This is a genomic window from Kurthia sp. ISK08 (assembly GCF_046159805.1).
Lineage (GTDB): Bacteria > Bacillota > Bacilli > Bacillales_A > Planococcaceae > Kurthia > Kurthia gibsonii.
Genome location: NZ_JBJXHL010000004.1, coordinates 202,971 through 224,402, shown reverse-complemented (window position 1 = coordinate 224,402; position 21,432 = coordinate 202,971). Strand labels below are relative to the sequence as shown.

General features: G+C 36.5%; 22 protein-coding genes. 12 read left to right on the top strand and 10 right to left on the bottom strand.

The window, feature by feature from the left end; genetic code table 11:
- Positions 1-6 precede the first annotated feature (6 nt).
- The 8 genes from ACKVQX_RS09835 to ACKVQX_RS09800 all read left to right on the top strand — a co-directional run bounded on the left by ACKVQX_RS09835 (position 7) and on the right by ACKVQX_RS09800 (position 8,956).
- A complete protein-coding gene (locus ACKVQX_RS09835; protein WP_068451042.1) occupies positions 7-1,065 on the top strand; it encodes an ABC transporter ATP-binding protein in 1,059 nt (352 codons plus the stop codon).
- Positions 1,058-1,954 carry an ABC transporter ATP-binding protein gene (locus tag ACKVQX_RS09830; protein ID WP_068451045.1) on the top strand — a complete coding sequence of 299 codons (897 nt, stop codon included), beginning with the start codon at positions 1,058-1,060 and terminating at the stop codon, positions 1,952-1,954. Before ACKVQX_RS09835 ends, ACKVQX_RS09830 begins: the two co-directional genes overlap by 8 nt.
- A gap of 456 nt (positions 1,955-2,410) precedes the next feature.
- Positions 2,411-4,054, top strand: coding sequence for a peptide ABC transporter substrate-binding protein (locus ACKVQX_RS09825; RefSeq protein WP_068451048.1), 1,644 nt, complete (start codon positions 2,411-2,413; stop codon positions 4,052-4,054).
- A 106-nt stretch (positions 4,055-4,160) separates the two neighbouring features.
- On the top strand, positions 4,161-5,093 hold the full coding sequence (locus tag ACKVQX_RS09820) for an ABC transporter permease (RefSeq protein ID WP_068451049.1): 933 nt from the start codon (positions 4,161-4,163) through the stop codon (positions 5,091-5,093).
- Entirely contained in the window at positions 5,090-6,007 is a 918-nt protein-coding gene (locus tag ACKVQX_RS09815; RefSeq protein ID WP_368634331.1) for an ABC transporter permease, read from the top strand. Before ACKVQX_RS09820 ends, ACKVQX_RS09815 begins: the two co-directional genes overlap by 4 nt.
- Positions 6,008-6,020: 13 nt before the next feature.
- Positions 6,021-7,070, top strand: a complete 1,050-nt coding sequence (locus ACKVQX_RS09810) for an ABC transporter ATP-binding protein (protein WP_068451055.1) — start codon at positions 6,021-6,023, stop codon at positions 7,068-7,070.
- Positions 7,071-7,997 carry an ABC transporter ATP-binding protein gene (locus ACKVQX_RS09805; protein ID WP_285215407.1) on the top strand — a complete coding sequence of 309 codons (927 nt, stop codon included), beginning with the start codon at positions 7,071-7,073 and terminating at the stop codon, positions 7,995-7,997. It abuts the gene before it with no gap.
- Between the two features lie 167 nt (positions 7,998-8,164).
- Entirely contained in the window at positions 8,165-8,956 is a 792-nt protein-coding gene (locus ACKVQX_RS09800) for an HAD family hydrolase (RefSeq protein ID WP_409136269.1), read from the top strand.
- 243 nt (positions 8,957-9,199) lie between these two features.
- Here ACKVQX_RS09800 and serA read toward each other — a convergent pair whose 3' ends face one another.
- Together serA and ACKVQX_RS09790 are read right to left on the bottom strand one after the other, a co-directional pair.
- Complete coding sequence (gene serA / locus ACKVQX_RS09795) at positions 9,200-10,786, bottom strand: phosphoglycerate dehydrogenase (RefSeq protein WP_068451064.1); 1,587 nt, start codon at positions 10,784-10,786, stop codon at positions 9,200-9,202.
- A gap of 2 nt (positions 10,787-10,788) precedes the next feature.
- Positions 10,789-11,967: an alanine--glyoxylate aminotransferase family protein gene (locus tag ACKVQX_RS09790; protein ID WP_087679943.1), complete on the bottom strand. Its 1,179-nt coding sequence runs from the start codon at positions 11,965-11,967 to the stop codon at positions 10,789-10,791.
- Between the two features lie 699 nt (positions 11,968-12,666).
- Here ACKVQX_RS09790 and ACKVQX_RS09785 point away from each other — a divergent pair.
- Positions 12,667-13,443, top strand: coding sequence for an enoyl-CoA hydratase (locus tag ACKVQX_RS09785; protein WP_325943609.1), 777 nt, complete (start codon positions 12,667-12,669; stop codon positions 13,441-13,443).
- Positions 13,444-13,491: 48 nt separating this feature from the next.
- On the opposite strand, the gene ACKVQX_RS09780 is transcribed toward ACKVQX_RS09785, so the two are convergent.
- Positions 13,492-13,674: a YhzD family protein gene (locus ACKVQX_RS09780; protein ID WP_068451074.1), complete on the bottom strand. Its 183-nt coding sequence runs from the start codon at positions 13,672-13,674 to the stop codon at positions 13,492-13,494.
- A 236-nt stretch (positions 13,675-13,910) separates the two neighbouring features.
- Here ACKVQX_RS09780 and yhaM point away from each other — a divergent pair, with 236 nt between their 5' ends.
- On the top strand, positions 13,911-14,849 hold the full coding sequence (gene yhaM / locus ACKVQX_RS09775) for a 3'-5' exoribonuclease YhaM (RefSeq protein WP_068451077.1): 939 nt from the start codon (positions 13,911-13,913) through the stop codon (positions 14,847-14,849).
- A 51-nt stretch (positions 14,850-14,900) separates the two neighbouring features.
- On the opposite strand, the gene ACKVQX_RS09770 is transcribed toward yhaM, so the two are convergent.
- The 7 genes from ACKVQX_RS09770 to ACKVQX_RS09740 all read right to left on the bottom strand — a co-directional run bounded on the left by ACKVQX_RS09770 (position 14,901) and on the right by ACKVQX_RS09740 (position 19,326).
- Entirely contained in the window at positions 14,901-15,797 is an 897-nt protein-coding gene (locus ACKVQX_RS09770) for a peptidylprolyl isomerase (protein ID WP_068451080.1), read from the bottom strand.
- Positions 15,798-16,059: 262 nt separating this feature from the next.
- Positions 16,060-16,242, bottom strand: a complete 183-nt coding sequence (locus ACKVQX_RS09765) for a hypothetical protein (RefSeq protein ID WP_068451084.1) — start codon at positions 16,240-16,242, stop codon at positions 16,060-16,062.
- A gap of 48 nt (positions 16,243-16,290) precedes the next feature.
- Positions 16,291-16,854 carry a DUF3267 domain-containing protein gene (locus tag ACKVQX_RS09760; RefSeq protein ID WP_068451087.1) on the bottom strand — a complete coding sequence of 188 codons (564 nt, stop codon included), beginning with the start codon at positions 16,852-16,854 and terminating at the stop codon, positions 16,291-16,293.
- Between the two features lie 227 nt (positions 16,855-17,081).
- Positions 17,082-17,603 (bottom strand): HTH-type transcriptional regulator Hpr, encoded by a 522-nt coding sequence (locus ACKVQX_RS09755; protein ID WP_068451090.1) that lies wholly within the window; start codon positions 17,601-17,603, stop codon positions 17,082-17,084.
- Positions 17,604-17,704: 101 nt separating this feature from the next.
- Positions 17,705-18,100 (bottom strand): YtxH domain-containing protein, encoded by a 396-nt coding sequence (locus ACKVQX_RS09750; protein WP_087679947.1) that lies wholly within the window; start codon positions 18,098-18,100, stop codon positions 17,705-17,707.
- Between the two features lie 159 nt (positions 18,101-18,259).
- Positions 18,260-18,787: a tryptophan transporter gene (locus ACKVQX_RS09745; RefSeq protein WP_087679948.1), complete on the bottom strand. Its 528-nt coding sequence runs from the start codon at positions 18,785-18,787 to the stop codon at positions 18,260-18,262.
- 113 nt (positions 18,788-18,900) lie between these two features.
- The gene (locus ACKVQX_RS09740; RefSeq protein WP_068451098.1) at positions 18,901-19,326 is read right to left on the bottom strand and encodes an HIT family protein; all 426 of its coding nucleotides are present in this window, start codon (positions 19,324-19,326) and stop codon (positions 18,901-18,903) included.
- 135 nt (positions 19,327-19,461) lie between these two features.
- Between ACKVQX_RS09740 and ACKVQX_RS09735 the strand changes: the two genes are divergently transcribed.
- Together ACKVQX_RS09735 and ACKVQX_RS09730 are read left to right on the top strand one after the other, a co-directional pair.
- Complete coding sequence (locus ACKVQX_RS09735; RefSeq protein WP_409136268.1) at positions 19,462-20,202, top strand: ABC transporter ATP-binding protein; 741 nt, start codon at positions 19,462-19,464, stop codon at positions 20,200-20,202.
- Complete coding sequence (locus ACKVQX_RS09730; RefSeq protein WP_068451104.1) at positions 20,195-21,376, top strand: ABC transporter permease; 1,182 nt, start codon at positions 20,195-20,197, stop codon at positions 21,374-21,376. Before ACKVQX_RS09735 ends, ACKVQX_RS09730 begins: the two co-directional genes overlap by 8 nt.
- Positions 21,377-21,432 lie beyond the last annotated feature (56 nt).

Sequence of the window (21,432 nt, the reverse complement as noted above, 5' to 3'; positions counted from 1 at the left end):
TGGAAAATGGCTGAAACCATTTTAGAAGTTAAAAATTTAAAAATAAATTTCAAAACGTATGCAGGTCTTGTACATGCCGTACGTGGTGTAAACTTCGATTTGAAACAAGGTGAGACACTTGCCATTGTAGGTGAGTCAGGTTCAGGGAAATCTGTAACGAGTAATGCATTGATGAAACTGATTCCACAACCACCAGGCATCTATGCAGATGGTCAAATTTTGTTTGAAGGTCGTGATTTAATTCCACTGACTGAAAAACAAATGTCAAAAATTCGCGGAAATGACATTGCAATGATTTTCCAAGATCCAATGACAGCACTAAACCCAACGATGAAAGTTGGAAAGCAGATTACAGAAGTTATTCTGAAACATAATAAAAATACGTCGCGTGCAGAAGCAAAAAAACGTGCGATTGAATTATTAGATGAAGTCGGGATTCCTTATCCAGAACAGCGCTTCTCGCAATATCCACATGAATTTTCTGGTGGCATGCGTCAGCGTGTGGTAATCGCCATTGCATTAGCAGCAGAACCAAAACTACTTATTGCAGATGAACCAACAACAGCACTAGACGTAACAATTCAAGCGCAAATTATTGAATTAATGAAGAAAATTCAAAAAGAGCGTAATACATCAATCATCTTCATCACGCATGATTTAGGTGTTGTAGCGAATGTAGCTGATCGTGTAGCAGTTATGTACGCTGGACAAATTGTAGAATATGGTACAGTGAATGAAATTTTCTATAATCCTAAACATCCTTATACATGGGGATTACTTGGTTCGATGCCTGATTTAGATAATAATGCAGATGAGTTATTACGTACGATTCCAGGCTCACCACCAGACTTAACAAATCCACCAAAAGGTGATGCATTTGCAGCACGAAATGAGTTTGCGATGCAAATTGATTATGAAGAAGAGCCACCAATGTTCCAAGTATCACCAACACACTTCGCGAAAACATGGTTACTACATCCAGATGCGCCAAAAGTAGAATTACCTGAAGCTGTTGCAAAACGCATTAAAGGTTATTTAGGTGAGGAGGTCGAGCAATATGTCTGAGAAAATTTTAGAGGTTAAAAATTTACAACAACATTTTGGTTCGATTAGAGCAGTCGATGGAATTAGTTTCGATGTTTATAAAGGTGAAACACTTGGTCTTGTAGGTGAATCAGGTTGTGGAAAATCAACAACAGGTCGTTCGATTATCCGTCTATATGACATTACAGGTGGAGAAATTATCTTCAAAGGTCAAAATATTCATGGTAAAAAATCGAAAAAAGAATTACAACAATTCAATAAAGAAATGCAAATGATTTTCCAAGATCCTTATGCATCATTAAATCCACGTATGACAGCAGGCGAGATTATCGCAGAGGGTTTTGATATCCATGGCATGCACAAAGATAAAAAGAAGCGTAAAGAAGTTATTGGAGAATTACTAGAGGCAGTAGGTTTAAATCGCGAACATGCGGGGCGTTATGCACATGAATTCTCAGGCGGTCAACGTCAACGTATCGGTATTGCACGCGCATTAAGCTTAGACCCTAGCTTTATTATTGCAGATGAACCAATTTCTGCATTAGACGTTTCAATTCAAGCACAGGTGGTAAACTTATTAAAGCAATTACAAAAAGAGCGTGATTTAACATATTTATTTATCGCGCATGATCTATCAATGGTGAAATACATCAGTGATCGTATCGCTGTAATGCGCCGTGGTAAAATTGTTGAACTAGGTACAGCAGAAGATATTTACTATCATCCTGTACATCCATATACAAAGTCATTATTATCAGCTATTCCATTGCCAGATCCAAAAACAGAAGCGACACGTGTACGAATTCCTTATGAACATGAGGAAGTAGGCGAAGGTGGAAAAACACATGAAGTATTCCCAGGTCATTTTGTTTATGGAACAGAAGAGCAATTAAAGAGATGGCGTCCATAAATATAACAATATAATAGTAAGAAGTCGCTTTTAAAAAAAAGTGACTTCTTCACTATATATTCTCATTATTACAATATAAATGAGAAGTTTTGTTGTGCGAAACATTAGAATGTGAAAATAAATTACCAACATACTTTTTTAATTAACTAGTTAATAGATAACTTAAAAATGGTATATAATGGATTTTATTTTCGTTTCATTGAATCAATTATCTAATGTGATGAAGTACTTTATTACTTTTGAGGATAAAAGCGCATTCAAAATAATGGTGTTTTTTTGTTTTTAACTCGGTCATAGATGTTAGAAAAAATAGAAACTTACAATTATTTTAATTTTTTTGAAAAATTAAAAGATAATGTTTTTAATTTTCTATACATTTTGATATTATATTAATAGCTATACAAGGTAGCTATTTTTCTACTTGGAAGAATAATTTCAATAAAGGGGGCTTCATTTATGAAGAAAAAGTCACTACTGCTTGTATTATTATCAGCAGTAATGCTAGTCCTTGCAGCTTGCGGCTTTGGCGGTAAAGACAAAGATGAAAGCGGCGGCAAAGACTCAGACAACGGTAAGGATTCAAATGAACAACTAAACTTAGTTATTCCATCTGAACCACCAAGCTTAAATCCACAAAAAGCAACAGACAGTACATCAGGCGCAATTTTACGTTCAGTATTCGAAGGTTTAACTCGCGTTGATAAAGACGGTAATGTGCAACCAGCAGCTGCTGAGAAAATTGATGTAAGCGATGACAAATTAACTTACACATTCACATTACGTGATTCAAAATGGTCAAATGGTGACACTGTAACAGCAGGCGATTTCAAATACGCTTGGATGTATGCATTAGATCCAAAGAACGCTTCTGAGTATGCGTCAATCCTATACCCAATCAAAGGTGCTCAAGCATTCAACGAAGGTAAAGGTAAAGATTCTGATGTTGGTATCACTGTAAAAGATGATAAAACATTAGTAGTTAAGTTAGAAAATCCAACTCCTTACTTCACTGAAATTACTGCATTCTACACTGCAATGCCAGTAAATGAAAAAGAAGCTAAGAAAAATGCAAAATGGTCAGCTGAAGGCGGTAAAGGTTACGTATCAAACGGACCATTCACTTTATCTGATTGGAAACATTCAGACTCAATTACTCTTAAAAAGAACGACACGTACTGGGATAAAGAAAACGTATCTCTAAGTACTGTAGATATTAAAATGGTTGAATCAGAAGCAACTGCTAACCGTATGTTCAAGAGCGGTGACATTGATTTCCTAGGTTCTCCATTCCAAACAGTTCCACTTGATGCAATCGATGGTTACAAAAAAGATAAATCACTTAAAATTGAAGACTATGCTGCTATTTACGAGTATAAATTCAATACAAAAGGTAAATTCACTAAGAACGAAAACATCCGTAAAGCTTTAACATTATCAATTGACCGTCAAGGTTTAATCGATAACGTTGTAAAAGGTGAGCAAACACCAGCTTTAGGTATGGTTCCAAAAGCAATCAAAGGCTTTGAAACAGATCGCGGTTACATCAAAGATAACGATGTAGAAGGCGCTAAAAAAGCTCTTGCTGAAGGTATGAAAGAATTAGGTATTAAAGATGCAAAAGATATCACAATCGGTATCTCAATCAACACTTCTGAAGCACATGCTGCAATCGCACAGTACATTCAAGAAGGATGGACTAAAAACTTAGGTATCAACGTTAAAATTGATAATGCTGAGTGGCAAGTATATCTAGATAAGATTTCTTCATTAGATTATGATGTAGGTCGTCTAGGTTGGATTGCTGATTACAACGATCCTTACACATTCTTAGAGCGTTATGACACTGCTAAGAACGGTAACAACGACACTGGTTGGGAAAACAAAGAATACAAATCTCTAATGACGCAAGCTACGAAAGAAACTGACGAAGCGAAACGCGAAGAGCTTATGAAAAAAGCTGAGAAAATTCTTATGACTGAATTCCCAGTAGCACCAATCTACTATTACACAAACCTTTGGGTTGAAAAAGATTACGTTAAAGACATGGCGCCTAACCGCCTTGGTGAAATCAGCTTAAAAGATGTTAAAATTGAAAAATAATAAGTGAACCTCACTTATTAGGCTTCACACAAGAGGGCTACTCTTAGTCGAGGATTCGATTAAGCGTAGCCTCTTGTTTTATTCAAAAATAGAAGGAGGTAGAAAGATGCTTCAATATATTTTGAAAAGGTTTGCTTATATTCTTGTTGCACTATTTGTTATTGTAACAATCACATTCTTCCTAATGCGTATCGCGCCTGGTAGTCCCTTCGCAAGCGAAAAAAGTTTGCCACCTGAAATTGAAAAAGCAATGAATGAAGAATATGGACTCAATAACCCCTGGTACATTCAATACAAAGATTACCTCATCTCCACTGCACAATTTGATTTTGGTCAATCCATGAAATACAAAGACCGCTCCACAAATGATATGATTGCAGAAAGTTTCCCAGTATCACTCACACTCGGCGTTGAAGCCATGCTACTTGCAGTTGGTTTAGGCGTATTAATCGGTGTCGTCACCGCCCTCTATCACAATAAATTCCCAGACTATTTAGGTACGACCATTGCTGTACTCGGTATATCCGTCCCGTCATTTATTCTTGCAGGACTTTTACAATATTTTATTGGACTCAAAGCAGGCTGGCTACCTATCAGCGGATGGAATGGCTTTGCGTACAGTATATTACCCGCCCTCTCCATTGCGATTACCCATATGGGCTTCATCGCAAAATTAACACGTTCCAGCATGTTAGAACAAAACAGTTCTGAGTATGTTAAAATGGCTCGCGCCAAAGGTATTGGAAAGTGGACAACCGTCTTCAAACATACCCTCCGTAATGCACTTCTCCCAGTTGTCACATATTTAGGACCTCTTTTTGCCGGAGTTATTACAGGCAGTTTTATCGTGGAACAGATTTTTGCAATTCCTGGACTCGGTAAATATTTCGTTACCTCAATTACAAACCGTGATTATACAGTCATCATGGGTACAACTGTTTTCTATTCGATTATTTTACTCCTAGGTGTTCTCATCGTTGATATTTTATACGGATTCATTGATCCTCGTATCAAGTTGAAAGGAGCGAAAAAATCATGACGCAACTAATCCCACCAGAAAAATTTAAAATCGTCGGTGTCGACGAACGTAAAAATGAACAATTAGCTGATAAATCCATTTCCTTTTGGAAAGAAGTATGGATTCGCTTTTCTCATAATAAATTGGCTGTAATTGGGGTAATTATAATTATCTTGATTGCACTCATGGCGATTTTTGCACCCATGCTATCTCCTTATAAATATGACCAAATTTTAGGGAAGTTTAATGAACCACCAAGCTCAAAAAACTGGTTTGGAACAGATGATTTAGGACGTGACGTATTTACACGTATTTGGTACGGAGCACGTATTTCATTATTTATTGGTTTAGCCGCTGCAGTCATTGACTTAATTATCGGTGTCGCTTGGGGTGCAATTTCAGGACTTGTAGGTGGTCGAGTAGATGATATTATGATGCGTATTGCAGACGTTTTAACAGCTGTTCCGTATTTATTAGTTGTCATTATCTTACTTGTTGTACTACAACCGGGTTTGTTACCAATGATTATCGCTCTCTCCATTACAGGTTGGGTGAATATGGCGCGAATTGTGCGTGGAGAAGTACTCTCCATTAAAAATCAGGAGTATGTACTCGCGGCGAGAACACTTGGCGCAAGTATAGGACATCTCATTATGCGACATCTTATTCCAAATGCTCTCGGTGCGATTATCGTAACAATGACATTAACAATCCCAAATGCTATTTTTACAGAGTCATTTTTAAGCTATATCGGTCTAGGTGTACCACAACCACAAGCAAGTTGGGGAACGATGGCATCAGATGGTAATAATGCGATTGATACAGCGCCTTGGAGACTGATTTTCCCAGCAATTTTTATTTCACTAACGATTTTTGCTTTTAATGCCATTGGTGATGGACTGCGTGATGCACTCGATCCAAAACTACGTAAATAAGGGAGTGTTTTATATGGATGAAATCATTTTAGAAGTCAAAAATTTGAAGATTAACTTTAAGACGAATGCAGGTACAGTACAAGCTGTACGTGGTGTGAACTTTACAATTGCAAAAGGTAAAACGTTAGCAATTGTAGGTGAGTCAGGTTCTGGGAAGTCTGTAACGAGTAATGCTTTAATGAAGCTCATTCCGCAACCTCCAGGTATTTATGCAGAAGGAGAAATCCTCTTTGATGGTCGTGACTTAGTCAAGTTAACTGAAAAAGAGATGACGAAAATACGCGGCAATGAAATGGCGATGATTTTCCAGGACCCTATGACTGCTTTAAATCCAACGATGAAAGTTGGAAAACAGATCATGGAAGTGATTTTAAAACATAAAAAGAACTTCTCAAAAGAGGGTGCTAAAAAGCGCGCGATTGAATTACTTGATGAAGTAGGAATTCCATATCCTGAAAAGCGTTTTTCTCAATATCCTCATGAATTTTCAGGCGGTATGCGTCAACGTGTTGTAATTGCGATTGCACTTGCAGCAGATCCAAAACTTTTGATTGCAGATGAGCCAACAACAGCGCTTGATGTAACGATTCAAGCACAAATTATTGAATTGATGAAAGAAATTCAGCGTAATAGTAATACGTCCATTATCTTCATTACACATGATTTAGGTGTTGTGGCGAATGTGGCAGATTATGTGGCAGTGATGTATGCAGGGCAAATTGTTGAGTATGGTACAGCGAATGAAATCTTCTATAACCCACGTCATCCATATACATGGGGATTACTCGGTTCAATGCCTGATTTAGATAATAAATCAGATGAGTTATTACGTACGATTCCAGGTTCACCACCAGATTTGATTAATCCACCAAAAGGTGATGCCTTTGCAGCACGTAATGAGTTTGCGATGGCAATTGATTATGAAAAAGATTCGCCAATGTTTGAAGTAACGCCAACTCATTTTGCGAAAACATGGCTTCTTCATCCTGATGCACCGAATGTTCCGATTCCAGAAGAAGTACAAAAACGAATTGATGGATACTTGCAGAAGGGAGAACAGTAGATGGCGAATAAAATTCTAGAGGTACGCAATTTAAAACAATATTTCGGCACAGTTAAAGCAGTCGATGATATTAGTTTTGAAGTGTATGAAGGAGAGACGCTAGGATTAGTTGGTGAATCGGGTTCTGGAAAATCGACAACAGGGCGCTCGATTATTCGTCTATATGATATTACAGGTGGCGAAGTACGATTTCGCGATGAGAATGTACATGGGCGAAAAAATCGACAATCACAGATGGCGTTTAATAAAGAGATGCAAATGATTTTCCAAGATCCGTATGCATCACTCAATCCACGTATGACAGCCGGCGAGATTATCGCAGAAGGTTTTGATATTCATGGTATGCATAAAGATAAAAAGAAGCGTAAAGAAGTTATTGGTCAATTACTCGAAGCAGTAGGTTTGAATCGTGAGCATGCAGGGCGTTATGCACATGAATTCTCAGGTGGTCAGCGCCAGCGTATTGGGATCGCACGCGCACTCAGTTTAGATCCGAGCTTTATTATCGCAGATGAACCCATCTCAGCACTTGATGTATCGATTCAAGCACAAGTCGTGAACCTCTTAAAAAAATTACAAAAAGAACGCAATTTAACCTTTTTATTTATTGCACATGATTTATCAATGGTGAAATATATTAGCGATCGAATCGCTGTCATGCATCATGGAAAGATTGTTGAACTTGGCGATGCCGATGCCATTTACAATCATCCGATCCATCCCTATACAAAATCTTTACTGTCAGCAATCCCATTACCAGATCCAATATCCGAAGCAAAAAGAATAAGAATTCCTTATATACAAGAAGGGATAAGTGCTGCTCAAACGACGCATGAAGTTTACCCAGGTCACTACGTATTTGGAACGGACGAACAAATCCAAGTGTGGAAAACCGAAACAGAAAAAGGACATATTATTGATTATTAATGCCTAAACGAACGAAAACGTTATTCATTAGTTTGAATGTTACGTTTTTCGTTCGTTTTTTTAATTTTATTCATAAAAATCTATTGTAATTTTCTGAATTCATGTCGTTTGTATTGTAAAATATAGTACAATAAAGAGAGAAAAATGAATGATATAGGGGCGTTAATATGACGATTACAACAGTTATTTTTGATTTAGATGATACGCTATTATGGGACCAAAAAAGTATAGCGGAAGCTTTTCGTTTAACATGTGAAGAAGCAGCAAAACATGTGGATGGAGAAGTGAATGTTCAGGAGTTAGAGGCGGCTGTTCGTGCGGCAGCGAGAAAATTATACACAAGTTATGAAGTCTACGATTACACACAAATGATTGGTATTAATCCTTTCGAAGGCATGTGGGGGACATTCGACGATCCAACACCTTCATTCCAAAAGATGAAAACAATTGTACCCCAATATCGTAAAGATGCTTGGACACAAGGATTAAAAGCATATGGTATTGAAGATGAGCAGCTTGGTGAGATGTTAGGTGAATATTTTATTGAAGCGCGTAAAAGAAGTCCTTTTGTATATGAGGAAACGTTTGAAGTATTAGAGCAATTAAAAGGCAAATACCAATTAGTATTATTAACAAATGGTGCGCCAAGTCTACAAAATACAAAATTAGAAATCACACCTGAGTTAGTTCCATATTTTGATCATATTATTATTTCAGGTGATTTTGGTAAAGGAAAGCCAGATGCTTCTATTTTTGAATATGTATTAGAAAAAGCCGATATTTCAGCAAAAGAAGGAATTATGGTTGGCGATAATTTAATGACTGATATTTTAGGTTCATCACGTATCGGTATGAAGAATGTATGGATTAATCGCGAACATAAAGCACCTTCTGATACGGTTATTCCTACATATGAAATTCAGAACTTGCGCGAATTAAAAGCAATTATTGAAGCTTAATAGAAACTTTCTTTTTTGTGTCACGTTCTATAATGACATGAGGAGGAATTGGAAGAAATATGAATCGAAGTCGTAAAAAGAAACGTATTGTCTTTGTGTCGTTGTTACTTACAATTGCAGTATGTCTATATAAAATGAAACAATAAAAGATGGGGATTACGCTTATGTGTAATCCTCTTTATGATGGCAAAAAAAGAGGAGGCGCGTTATTGCGTCTCCTCTCATTACCTTTGTGAAAATGATTTATAGTGTAATTGCTTTTACTTCGAAAATATTTTTTTGTTGTTTTAAGAAGTCAACATATTCAACTACGTGGTCAACTGAAAGTACCATGATGGCATCCCCACCTTCAATTGCACGTCCAACTTGCATCGTTGCGATATTAATATTTTGATCTGCAAGTAGTGTACCAACTAAACCGATTGCACCTGGTTTATCTGTATGTTTAATGAATAAGATATGTCCTTCTGGATTAATATCTACATTATAGTCATCAATTTGTACAATACGTGCGCCAAGTCCAGCAAGTAGCGTACCCTTTACTTTATGTGTTGTATTGTTTGTTACTAACTCAACTGTAATTGAGTTTAAGAATGCTTTTGCACGTGTTGATTTATGCTCGTTAATTTTAATATCATTACGATCCGCTAGGTAACGTGCGTTTACGTTATTTACGTGATTACCTAAGTTACGCGTTAAAATTCCTTTTACTGTATTATTCGTTAATGGACGAACATCGAAGTTTGCTAAATCACCAGAGTAATAGATATTGACTTCGTTAATTGGTTCGTCTGTTAAATGAGAAACTAATTTACCAATTTTATCGCCTAGTTCGAAGAATGGTTCTACTTTTGCGACCATATCTTTAGGAACAGATGGCATGTTCACAGGATTTAAAACTGTACCATGTTTGAAGTAACTTAAAATATCGTTACTTACATCTACTGCAACTGACTCTTGTGCTTCAATTGTAGAAGCACCTAAGTGAGGTGTTGCAATGACTTGTGGCAAGTCTAATAATTTGTTTCCTACGAAAGGTTCTTCTTCCATTACGTCAAGTGCTGCGCCAGCTACTTTACCAGACTCGATTGCTGCATAAAGAGCTTCTTCATCAATGATTCCACCGCGTGCACAGTTGATGATACGTACGCCATCTTTCATAATATTAAAAATATTTTCGTTAATCATATGACGTGTAGAATCAAGTAATGGTGTGTGGACTGTGATGAAGTCAGCCACTTTTGCGACATCTTCTACAGAACCGTAATCAACACCCGCTTTTTCTGCCTTTTCAGCTGTTAAGAATGGGTCATAAGCGATGACGTTCATACGATTACCTTTTGCGCGATGAGCCACTTCTTGACCAATACGACCAAAACCGACAACACCAAGTGTTTTATTCTTTAATTCAACACCAACGAATTTTTTACGATCCCAGCGACCTTCCATTAAAGATTGGTAAGCATGTGGAATATGACGAGCTAGTGCCATAATCATTGCTGTTGTATGTTCAGCAGCAGAGTTTGTATTACCGTCTGGAGCGTTGACAACGATAATCCCCTTTTCTGTTGCAGCTTCTAAGTCGATATTATCAACACCAACACCAGCACGACCAATTAATTTTAAATTGTCAGCAGCTTCAATAATTTCGCGCGTTACTTTCGTTTGAGAACGAACAAGTAGTACGTCGAAGTCTTTGATGATTGCTTTTAGTTCTTCAGGTGCTAAACCTGTATTACTAACGATATTTAAATCTAATTCTTGTTCTTGGCGAAGAGGGTAAATCCCATCTTCGCTTAGTGGATCGCTAATTAAAATATTAATTGCCATGATTATTTCGCTCCTTCTAATTCACGTTGTTGTGTTTGTTCAAGATATACCTGCTGTGCAGCAGCTACACCAGCACCTAATTGAATTTTCTTGCCTACTTTTACTAATGCAATTTCCATTGCAGCTAAATATTGAAGTACGTCCGTTGGTGCGCAGTAACCCATGTGACCAACGCGGAAGATTTTACCCTTTAAGTCAGCTTGTCCACCAGCAACTGTTAGATTGAAGCTTCCTTTGATTTCTTTACGGAATGCTTCTGCATCGAAGTCAATTGGTTTTAAAGATGTTACAGTTGGAGAACCATCTTCATCTTTTGTGAATAGTGGAACATCTAGTGCTTTGAAAGCAGCACGTGTCATATCGCGCATTAAGCGGTGACGTGCATATACATTTTCAAGACCTTCTGTTTCTAAATTTTCAAGAACTTGCTCTAAGCCGAATAGTAGAGATAGAGCAGGTGTAAATGGTGTCGTATCTTTTGCTAAGTTATCGCGGTATTTTGTTAAGTCTAAGTAGAAACCGCGTTTTGGATTTGATTCGATCACTTTCCAAGCGCGTTCGCTTGCAGCTACAAAGCCAAGACCAGCTGGTAACATTAATGCTTTTTGAGCACCTGTTACAACAATATCTAATCCCCATTCATCCATCTTCGTTTCAACACCCGCCATACAAGATACACCATCAATGATGACAAGTGCTTCAGATACTTCATGTACCGCTTGTGCTAAACGACCAACAGGATTTAAGACACCTGTAGATGTTTCACAGTAAGTAGAGAATACGGCTTTAATTTCTGGGTTTGCTTGAACATGTGCTTTTACAGCCTCTGGGTCAAGTGCTGTACCCCATTCAACGTGGAACTCCTCTACATCGATTTGGTATGCTTCACAAATTTTTGTGAAACGGTTTCCGAATACACCAGTTGCAACGACAAGTACCTTGTCACCTGGATGTACAACATTGACGATTGCAGCTTCTAAACAAGAAGTGCCACTACCTGTTAACATCATGACATCTTGCTCTGTTCCGAATACTTTTTTCAGTTTTGGCTTAATATTTTGAATCATCTGACTAGTTTCGTTACCACGGTGCCCGATCATCGGTTTTGTCATCGCTCTTTCTACACTCGGTGGGATTGGTGTTGGTCCTGGAATACGTAATAATTGATAATCTGTTAACATAATGAAATTTCCCCTTTCGTTTTTGAAAAAATAAAAAGCCTTCCATCCCTGCAAAAAAATTGCAAGGGACGAAAGGCTAAATGTATACATTTAGTAACGCGGTACCACCCTAATTTACTGTCCATACAAAGAGGACAGTCTTATCTATATGCGTAACGTGCATGTGCCGGGTAAACCTACTTTTGGATGTTCAGAATACCTATTCAGAAGTGGAACTTATGTATGAAATCGCTGATTTGCACCGACCATCAGCTCGCTGTGGGATTTTCAAAAATCATAAGCATGTCTTCGTCATCATATTTGTGCGTGATTTGAATTTAAATCTATATTAAAGCTAATGTTAAGGAATGTCAACGGTAATTTTGAAAATTATTAAAAATAACCTTTTTTAAGACCTTTAAAAAGAATTAAAACGAACATTTTTGATTATTAATCATTTAAATGTTCGTTCTTTCAGAGAGGACAATGAAAGCTTTGAAATTGTATCAGAGAGTAAAAGTAAAACGCTTACAATATTGAAGGTGTAAGGTTTAGGGGTTTCCGTAAACATTAAAAGTTCTTATCCATTAGTGTAGTAAAGTGTTAAAATACGTTTTTTTTATTCGTATAAATGTTCGTAACAAAAAGAAATGAAGGACTTTTCAGATTTTTCACGAATATTAATTATGAATGACCATTCATAATATAAGGGGTGTCCATATGACAGAAAAAACAATTCTTTTTGAACAGGTAGGGCGTGTTGCAACGATTACATTGAATCGACCAACGTCGATGAATGCAATTAATTTAGAAATGATGAAAGAATTAGGTGATTGTTTTGAGGAGCTTCATCATCAACATGAAATTCAAGTCGTTATTTTAAAGGGACAGGGAAAGGCCTTTTCATCAGGTGGAGATATTAAAGGAATGATTCAAGGTGATTTAGATTTGGAAGAAGCTATGACGCTTGTAGCGCGTTATACGCGTTTATTATATACATTACCGAAGATTGTCATTGCTCAAGTCCACGGGGCAGCAGCAGGGCTTGGATTGAGTACGACGCTCGCAGCAGATTATGTCATCGCTGAAGAAACAGCTAAAATTGCGATGAACTTCATTGGTATTGGGTTAATTCCAGATGGTGGTGGGCATTTCTTCATGCAGGAGCGTTTGGGAAATGTGAAAGCAAAGCAAGCTATTTGGGCAGGAGAAGTTATGAGCGGTACAAAAGCACAGAAAATTGGTCTTGTGGATGAAATTGTAGCAGAGGGTGCTGTGGATGAATTTGTACAATCTATGGTGCAACGTTTTTCACATGCGCCACTAAAAGCGATGATTGAGACGAAAAAGATTCTAAACGAACGTCGCTTACCAGAGCTCGAATCGATTTTGTTAAAAGAGACAGAAGGTCAGAAGAAAATGCGAGATACAAAAGATCATATGGAAGGTATTCGCGCATTTGTAGAGAAGCGTAAACCAAACTTTAACGGGGAATAGAAAAGAATAGGAATACCACACATATTCGTGGTTTCCTATTCTTTATTTTTACGAATGGAAAAGAATGAGTTTTCCTTTTGAATTGACTAAGCGATGTGTAGCTTCACTTAATTCAAGTGAGGCGATTTTTTCAGCACCTGCTGTTTTAGCTTCATGATCGTTTTCGAATTCCCAATCTTCATCTAAAATGACTTCCCCAGTTGGTTGAAAAGCAGTAAAGCGAAATTTCATTATAAAGCACCCCTTTATAAAATAATGAATACTTATTCATTATAATATGAAATACGAAAAACTTTCTAGGGATAACTACGCTTTTCAGGGAATAGATAAAAAAAGTATGCACTATGCTGAAATCGAATGGATTTAAAATACTTTCTTTTTTACCAAAGTGGTACAATAAATGTTATGTAAGTATCATATTGAAGCGTTTTTTTAAATACTTCAGAGGAAAGGAGATTGATTAAGAGATGGAAGGAATTGCAACATTACGTGTTGGCGAAGCCGTCAACCAATATTTATTAATCAAACAAGCAACGAAGGGTGTTACAACAATGGGAAAACCATTTATGACCCTTATTTTGCAAGATAAGAGTGGCAGTATTGAATCGAAATTATGGGATGCAGGTGATGAACAAGTTCAAATGTATCCAGCAGGTGGCATTGTGCATATTAGTGGAGAAATTCAAGATTACAGAGGAAAGTTACAGTTACGTATTAAACAAATACGACCTGTAAAAGAAGGCGAACCAATTCAGGTGTCGGACCTTGTTCAATCTTCTGATACACCAAAAGAACAATTGTATGAGGAGTTACAATCTTATTTATTCGATATTCACAATCCAGCGATTAACCGTATTACAAGACAATTAGTGAAAAAGCATGAGATTGCGTTTATGACATATCCAGCTGCGACAAAGAATCATCACGACTATGCATCGGGGTTAATTGATCACGTAACGTCAATGTTACGTCTAGGAAAGGCAATTGCAGATTTATACCCAACAATTAATCGAGATTTATTATATGCAGGGATTATTTTACATGATATCGGTAAAGTAGTAGAGCTATCAGGACCTGTTTCAACTGTTTATACAGTGAAGGGGAATTTACTGGGACATATTACAATTATGGTGTCTGAAATTGAAGTGATTGCAGAGGAACTTGGGATTGAAGGTGAGGAAGTCATGCTACTTCAACATATGGTGTTATCGCATCATGGTAAAGAAGAGTGGGGTAGCCCTAAAAAGCCAATGATTCAAGAAGCGGAGATTTTACACTACATTGATAATATTGATGCGAAGATGAATATGTTAAAACGCGCATTATCAAAAACAGAAGCAGGGGAATTTACAGAGCGTCTGTTTGCTCTTGATAATCGTGCTTTCTACAAACCAACAATTGAATAAACAAAAAAAGCATGAGGAGAATCATAATTCTCCATCATGCTTTTTCTTTATTTATTTAGAAGAACCTAAGAATGAAGATAGAGCGTCTTTTAAATCTTTATCTTTGATTTTAATATCAGCATCTTTCATTAACTTAGCAATTTTTTCTTGTAGTTTTGTAGAGTTTGGATCTTCAGCTTTTGCTTTCTTAAGAGCAAGTGTTTGTTTGATTGCATCTTTTTCATCATCAAATGATTTACTTACTTCTTTCACACGTGTATCTTCTAATTTAATGATGTGGTAACCGTAGCTTGATTTTACTGGCTCAGAAATTTCACCTTTTTTCATTACATAAGCAGCATCAGTGAATTCTTGTACCATTTGATCTGGACCGAACCAACCAAGTTCGCCGCCTTTAGATGCTGTACCTTGGTCTGTTGAATTTTTCTTTGCAAGTTCAGCAAATTTCTTTGGATCTTTTTTCAATTCAGCTTCGATTTTCTTCGCTTCTTTTTCATCAGCTACTAAGATATGGCTCGCTTTTAATTCTTTCTTTGTGCGGTCATAGTATTCTTTCGCTTCTTTATCAGAGATTTTGATGCCGTCTGTTTGTGCTTTCTCTTGTAGAAGGTTCAGTTTAAGATAGCGTTTGAATGTATCTTCTGTCATACCTTGAGACGCTAAGTAAGTTTTTAAATCTTGGCCTTGTGCTTCGATTTGTTCTTTTTGTTCTTTGTAACGTGCGTCTACTTCTTTGTCAGATACTTTGTATTTGTTTTCAAGTACTTTTTCAATCATGATTAATTGAAGTGCTTGATCGCCCGCAGTTTCTTTTAGTTCTTTATAAAGTTGTTCTTGTGTTACATCGCCAACTTTAGAAGTGACTACCTTCTCGTCACCTGAATTACCACAAGCAGCCAAACCTAGTACTGAAGCCGCAAGTGTTAATGTTAATACTGTCTTTTTCATTATTAAATTCTCTCCCAACCTAATATCTCTTTAAGCCTAATAAACCATTGCTTTTGTAACTATACCATAGAACGATTAAAAAATAAAAAGGTTGCCTATACAACGATATGAAAAAAATACATATTTTACTATATTGTTTTTAAAAAGAATATTTATCTGCTTTTTACCCTAAAAATATGCAAATAAAAACAGAACCAGCGACGTTCGCTGCTCCTGTTTATAATCTAAGTATAAAATATACGTTTTAAGATAGAAGTGAGGCTTAAATTGAATAGTAGGTCTTTAAATATAAAGAAACTAATAAAATCGTGATTAAGATATTGATTGTTCTGTATACCTTTGGTTGTTTTTCTTCTGGAATTTCTTTTCTGGCGCATAGAGCATATGTCATGCGATTAATCTGGAATAAGTAAAAAACCGCAAATAAAATGACAATTATAATCAAGACCGTTCCCCCTTCCTATCATACACTTCAAGCATATCAAATGAACTGTTATGCTGACAAGTTTGTTCGCGTATTTGTATAAGGAACTAATATTTCAAAACCTTTATCTGTTTCTTCGACCAATGCTTTTTTAGGTGTCTTTAATAAATGTTTCGCATATAACAAGTCAATAAGACAAAGTCCACTATGATAAGCGAGTAGAATCGTAAAGTAGTGGCGGAAACTTGGTAATGTGATAGCACCTATAATAAAGATCGAGTTAATAATAATAAAAGGCATTATAAGTGAAATCAAATAGCGTGATTTCATAATTGGTTCATGAATTCTCATATTTAAAAGGGGAATAATCCCGAATTTTCTCTCGACTGAAAAGCGTAGTCGATTGCGATAACGTGCAATCGGCATAAAATGTAATAATTTATGCAAAGGGTATGTCAATAATAAAACGAGTAAAAACCATGAAAATCGTTGATCAGACATAGGACCGTGACGAAAGACATTAATTGAAATATAGAAAAACGAAAAAACAATAAAAACGAAAATCATCGAAAATAGAAAAATACGATCATGTCCGTATTGTTTTTGCACATTAATAGTTTTCCAACAATGCACTGTAAGCATCTCCATTCATTCATAACTGAAGGGCTTCCAAGTAGTAGTCCTTCCTGTGTTCAACGACGTTCCCAAAATAGGGAATAAAAATCGTCGATACATAACATAAGTCTTTTTAATGACAAAAGCAAGCACTTTTTTTAGTATGAATTTAAGAGAACGCTTACAATGTGATGGTATCAATAAATCCTCTCCAATAAAGAAATTGAAGAGGATTTTTGATTGTGTTATAACTGTTTTTCCATGTTCTCAAATGACTTTTCAAAAATATCCATGAAGTCGTCACCATAAATGTTACGGATGACAGCCATTAACTCAAGATACTGTGGGAATTTACCATACATTTCTTTTAACGGAAGCGAACCGTCGACTACAGTGTGATTTGTTTTGTCGTAGTTGTCATTTAGATCTTGCAATAGTGCCTGACCTTTTTCTGTAATCTCAACGTATGTATTTCGCTTATCATCATCACGTTTAGAGAAAGAAAGTAATCCTCGTTCTTCAAGGTTTTTTGAGAAGTTAAATGCTGTTGATACATGCATAACACCAAATTTAGCGATATCTGAAATAGACGCGCCTTCTAAATTAGATGCAATACAAAGGACGTGATGCTCATTGATGTTTAAGTCATACGGTTTAATCCAGGCTTGCCAATCTTTTTCAACAGCCTTCCAAAGTGCTTTAGATAAATGGGCAATTCGTTGTGAATAAATCATGGCTTCTTTCACCGAATATAAATCTTCAGACATGCTACCACCACTTTCGCATTTTTTTTCATTATATCATTATTTCCCAAAAATATACAACGAGAAAAGAATGAAATAAATGAATTTTTAAAATCTTCATGCTCTTAGTTTGTTGAGCCCTTTTTTTTCTTCAGTGTAATTTTTTGAAGCTCTTCCATCTCAGCGTTTAATTCATCGGCTGATTTTTTTAAATCTTCAATGTGTTTCTTCAAGTTTTCTTGCGACGGAGCTGAAGTTTCTTGGAATGTACTAACAGCTTCTTTAATACCTGAAACTGCATCAGGTAGCGTGTTTTGAACTTCATATTTAATCGAATTAACCGATTGCTTAATCGTTGCAATTCGTTGCTGTAATTCGTTCTTAATGTCTGAGGAGTTATTTTTATACTGCGTTAAAGAACCCTTTAATTCCTTACCTGATTTTGGAGTTGTGAATAATGTTACGGCAGCACCTGCTACAAGCCCAGCGCCGATGCCAAGCACAAATGTTTTTACATTCATATGTGAAAAGCTCCTTCCTAATGATAATATTTCCTTTTTTTATTATATTAAAACATGATTCAAGAAAAATAAAAGCGGTTGCCCTCAAAAGTCATCGTCTTTTCATCAATTTCTAATGAGTAGCGCCTAACTTTTAGTAGCAACCGACTTTCGTCTTACTTATGCATGTGACAATGAAGTATCAAACTTAGAGCGTTTTACGAGTGTTGTAATAATAGGATAAATTACAACAAACGCAATGATATTAATCGCAATTGCTGGTAGTACAACAGTTGAGAATAGTGCAATAAATGGAATGTTTGCACCAATCACTAAAATCGCTGATCCTAAAAATACACTGCCTGAAATGATTGTTCCTACGCCAACTAATATAGCTGATGCGACAAAATTCTTTGCTTGTCCTTTTAATAGTTTCACAAGGAATAATACTACGTACGCAGTTACAAACTTATCAATCACGTTCGGCACAAACCCACCAGGGAATGTAGAAAATAGACCAGATAAAATACCTGTTGTGACAGCTAATAAGAATACGTCACGAGAATTCGGGAATAGGAAAATACCGATAAACATCATCGTTAACATGAAGTCTGGTTTCATTCCTCCGTTGAATCCTGGGATGACTAAATACAGTGCAGCACCTACCGCAACAAGTAATGCCATTAATACTAAGTTTTTTGTTTTCATTTCTCATCTCTCCTAAGCTCTTCTAAAATTTTTTCGTCTCCTAACGTCTCCTCGTGAGCGTTAGCGAAACTTAGCGTAATTCTATCGTGTCAACCGTGTAAAATCAAGTGCGCTTACTTATTTAATTGTGCAGCAATTTCATCTGCTACTTGTGTAATAATATCAGAAGTAAACTCGTCTTCTTTTGTTTTCCAAATTGGCTTATATCCGTCTTTTTCATCGTAACGAGGGATGAAGTGAAGATGGAAGTGGAATACACTTTGTTCCGCAGCTTCACCATTGTTGTTTAATAAGTTCATACCTGCAGGTTGGAATGCATCTTTAATCGCATTCGCAATTACAGGTGCAACAGAGAATAGATGCGATGCTGTTTCAGGAGATAATTCGAATACATTCGCAACATGCTCTTTTGGAATTAATAATGTATGACCTTTTGATAAAGGCGTAATGTCCATAAAGGCATATACGTAATCATCCTCATACACTTTTTTACTTGGAATAGAACCGTCAATAATTTTACAAAATACGCAATCAGCCATTCTATTTCACACACCTTTCATATATTTCTTTCTATTCTATCATATGACAACTGCGATATAATTGAATTTTTGATAAACTAAGTATATTCAAATAGGATGTTTCAGGCAATTGTGTCTGAGAATGGAGTGATGAAGATGTCAATATTAGAAGTATCTGCTGTAACAGGCGGTTATACACGAAAACCCGTTATACACGATTTAAACTTCAAACTAGAAGCAGGTGAGCTAGTCGGCTTAGTCGGTCTGAACGGTGCTGGGAAAAGTACAGCAATCAAACATATCATTGGAATGATGCAACCACAAAAAGGAACAATTAAAATTAATGGAAAAACGATGAAAGAGAATATGGATGTATACCGAACTTCTTTTTCATACATTCCTGAGACACCTGTTTTATATGATGAACTAACATTAAAAGAGCATTTAGAATTAACAGCGATGGCGTACGGAATCGATTTAGAAACGATGCGTGAGCGTGTTGCCCCGTTACTTAGTGAATTCCGTATGGAAAAACGATTGAATTGGTTCCCATCTCACTTTTCAAAAGGGATGCGTCAAAAAGTTATGATTATGTGTGCTTTCTTAGTAGAACCATCTCTGTATATTATTGATGAACCATTTTTAGGGCTTGATCCACTTGCGATTTCACTATTACTTGAACAAATGGATGAGAAGAAAAAAGAAGGTGCAGCCATTTTAATGTCAACGCATGTATTAGCTACTGCTGAAAAACATTGTGATAAAATTCTACTGCTTCACAACGGATATATACGTGCATTTGGTACGATGGATGACTTACGCCAATCCTTCAACATGCCAGATGCGACGTTAGATGACTTATACATCGCGATGACAAAGGAAAAAGAACATGAATAATTTACAGGATGTTTGGCGTAAACGGTTTAATTACTATATAACAGAGCTACAAAAATATATGCGCTATATCTTCACAGGTCATATGGCGCTCGTGATTGTATTTTTACTTGGTGCTGGTGGTTATCAGTACAGTGAATGGTTAAAAGTTGCCCCGCACGATTTTCCAACGATTCTATTCGTCGCAACAGTGATGGGTATTGTTCTCACGATAAGTAAACCTGTAACGCTTATTAAGAAGCCAGACGAAGTATATTTATTACCACTTGAGACGAAGATGCCAATGTACTTCAATCGTGTCTTAAACTACACCGTCTTCAGTCAATTAGGTGTCGCACTCGTCGTCTATCTTGTGATGTGGCCGATGATGCGACAAGTGGGCGAAATTGAGGTTTCTGGGATTGCAATCGGATTAGCTTTCACTGTTTTACTAAAATGGTGGAATGTACATGTGGAATTCATGTTCCGCTGGGCGACAAAAGGTCGTTATGTTTGGCTAGACCGCATTGTACGAGGTATTCTTTCAGGTGTATTCTTATACTTCTTATTAAATCATGATAGTTTATATGCGATTATTATGATCATCATTTTGGCACTTTATCCTGTCATGTGTAAGAAAAAAACATTAGAAGAACCCTTCCCTTACGAACACTTTGTAAAATTAGAAGAAAATCGCATGATGCGTATTTACCGCTTTGCGAATTACTTTACGGATGTACCTGCTGTAAAAGGAAATATTAAAAGAAGACGTTATCTGGACTTCCTTGTGAATGGTGTACCGAAAACGAAAAAAACAACATTCGAATATTATTTAGTTAGAAGCTTTATAAGAACGGATGATTATTTCTTCCTTTGGTTCCGTCTTACTGTGATTACAGCGTTAGTAGCAGCATTTGTGAATATGCCGATTATTGTAGGGATTGTCGCAGCAGCTCTTGCTTTTGCTACAGCGATTCAATTAAAACAAGCACTAGGAAAGCCAGTCGATTTCTCCATGAGTATGCTCTATCCATTACCAGCTGATGCACGTCAAAAAGCCGCACAAAAAGTAACGCGCTATACATTAATTGCACAAGCAGTAATTGTAACGCTTGCTGGCATTGGTACACCGTACTTCTACTTACAAGGTATCGTCGTTCTCGTAGTAGGAGAAATTACATTACGCTTATCAAAATAATACGTGAAGTTTCTTTATTTGGAGAAGTCCGAGTAAGGAAACTTCATTTTTTTCTT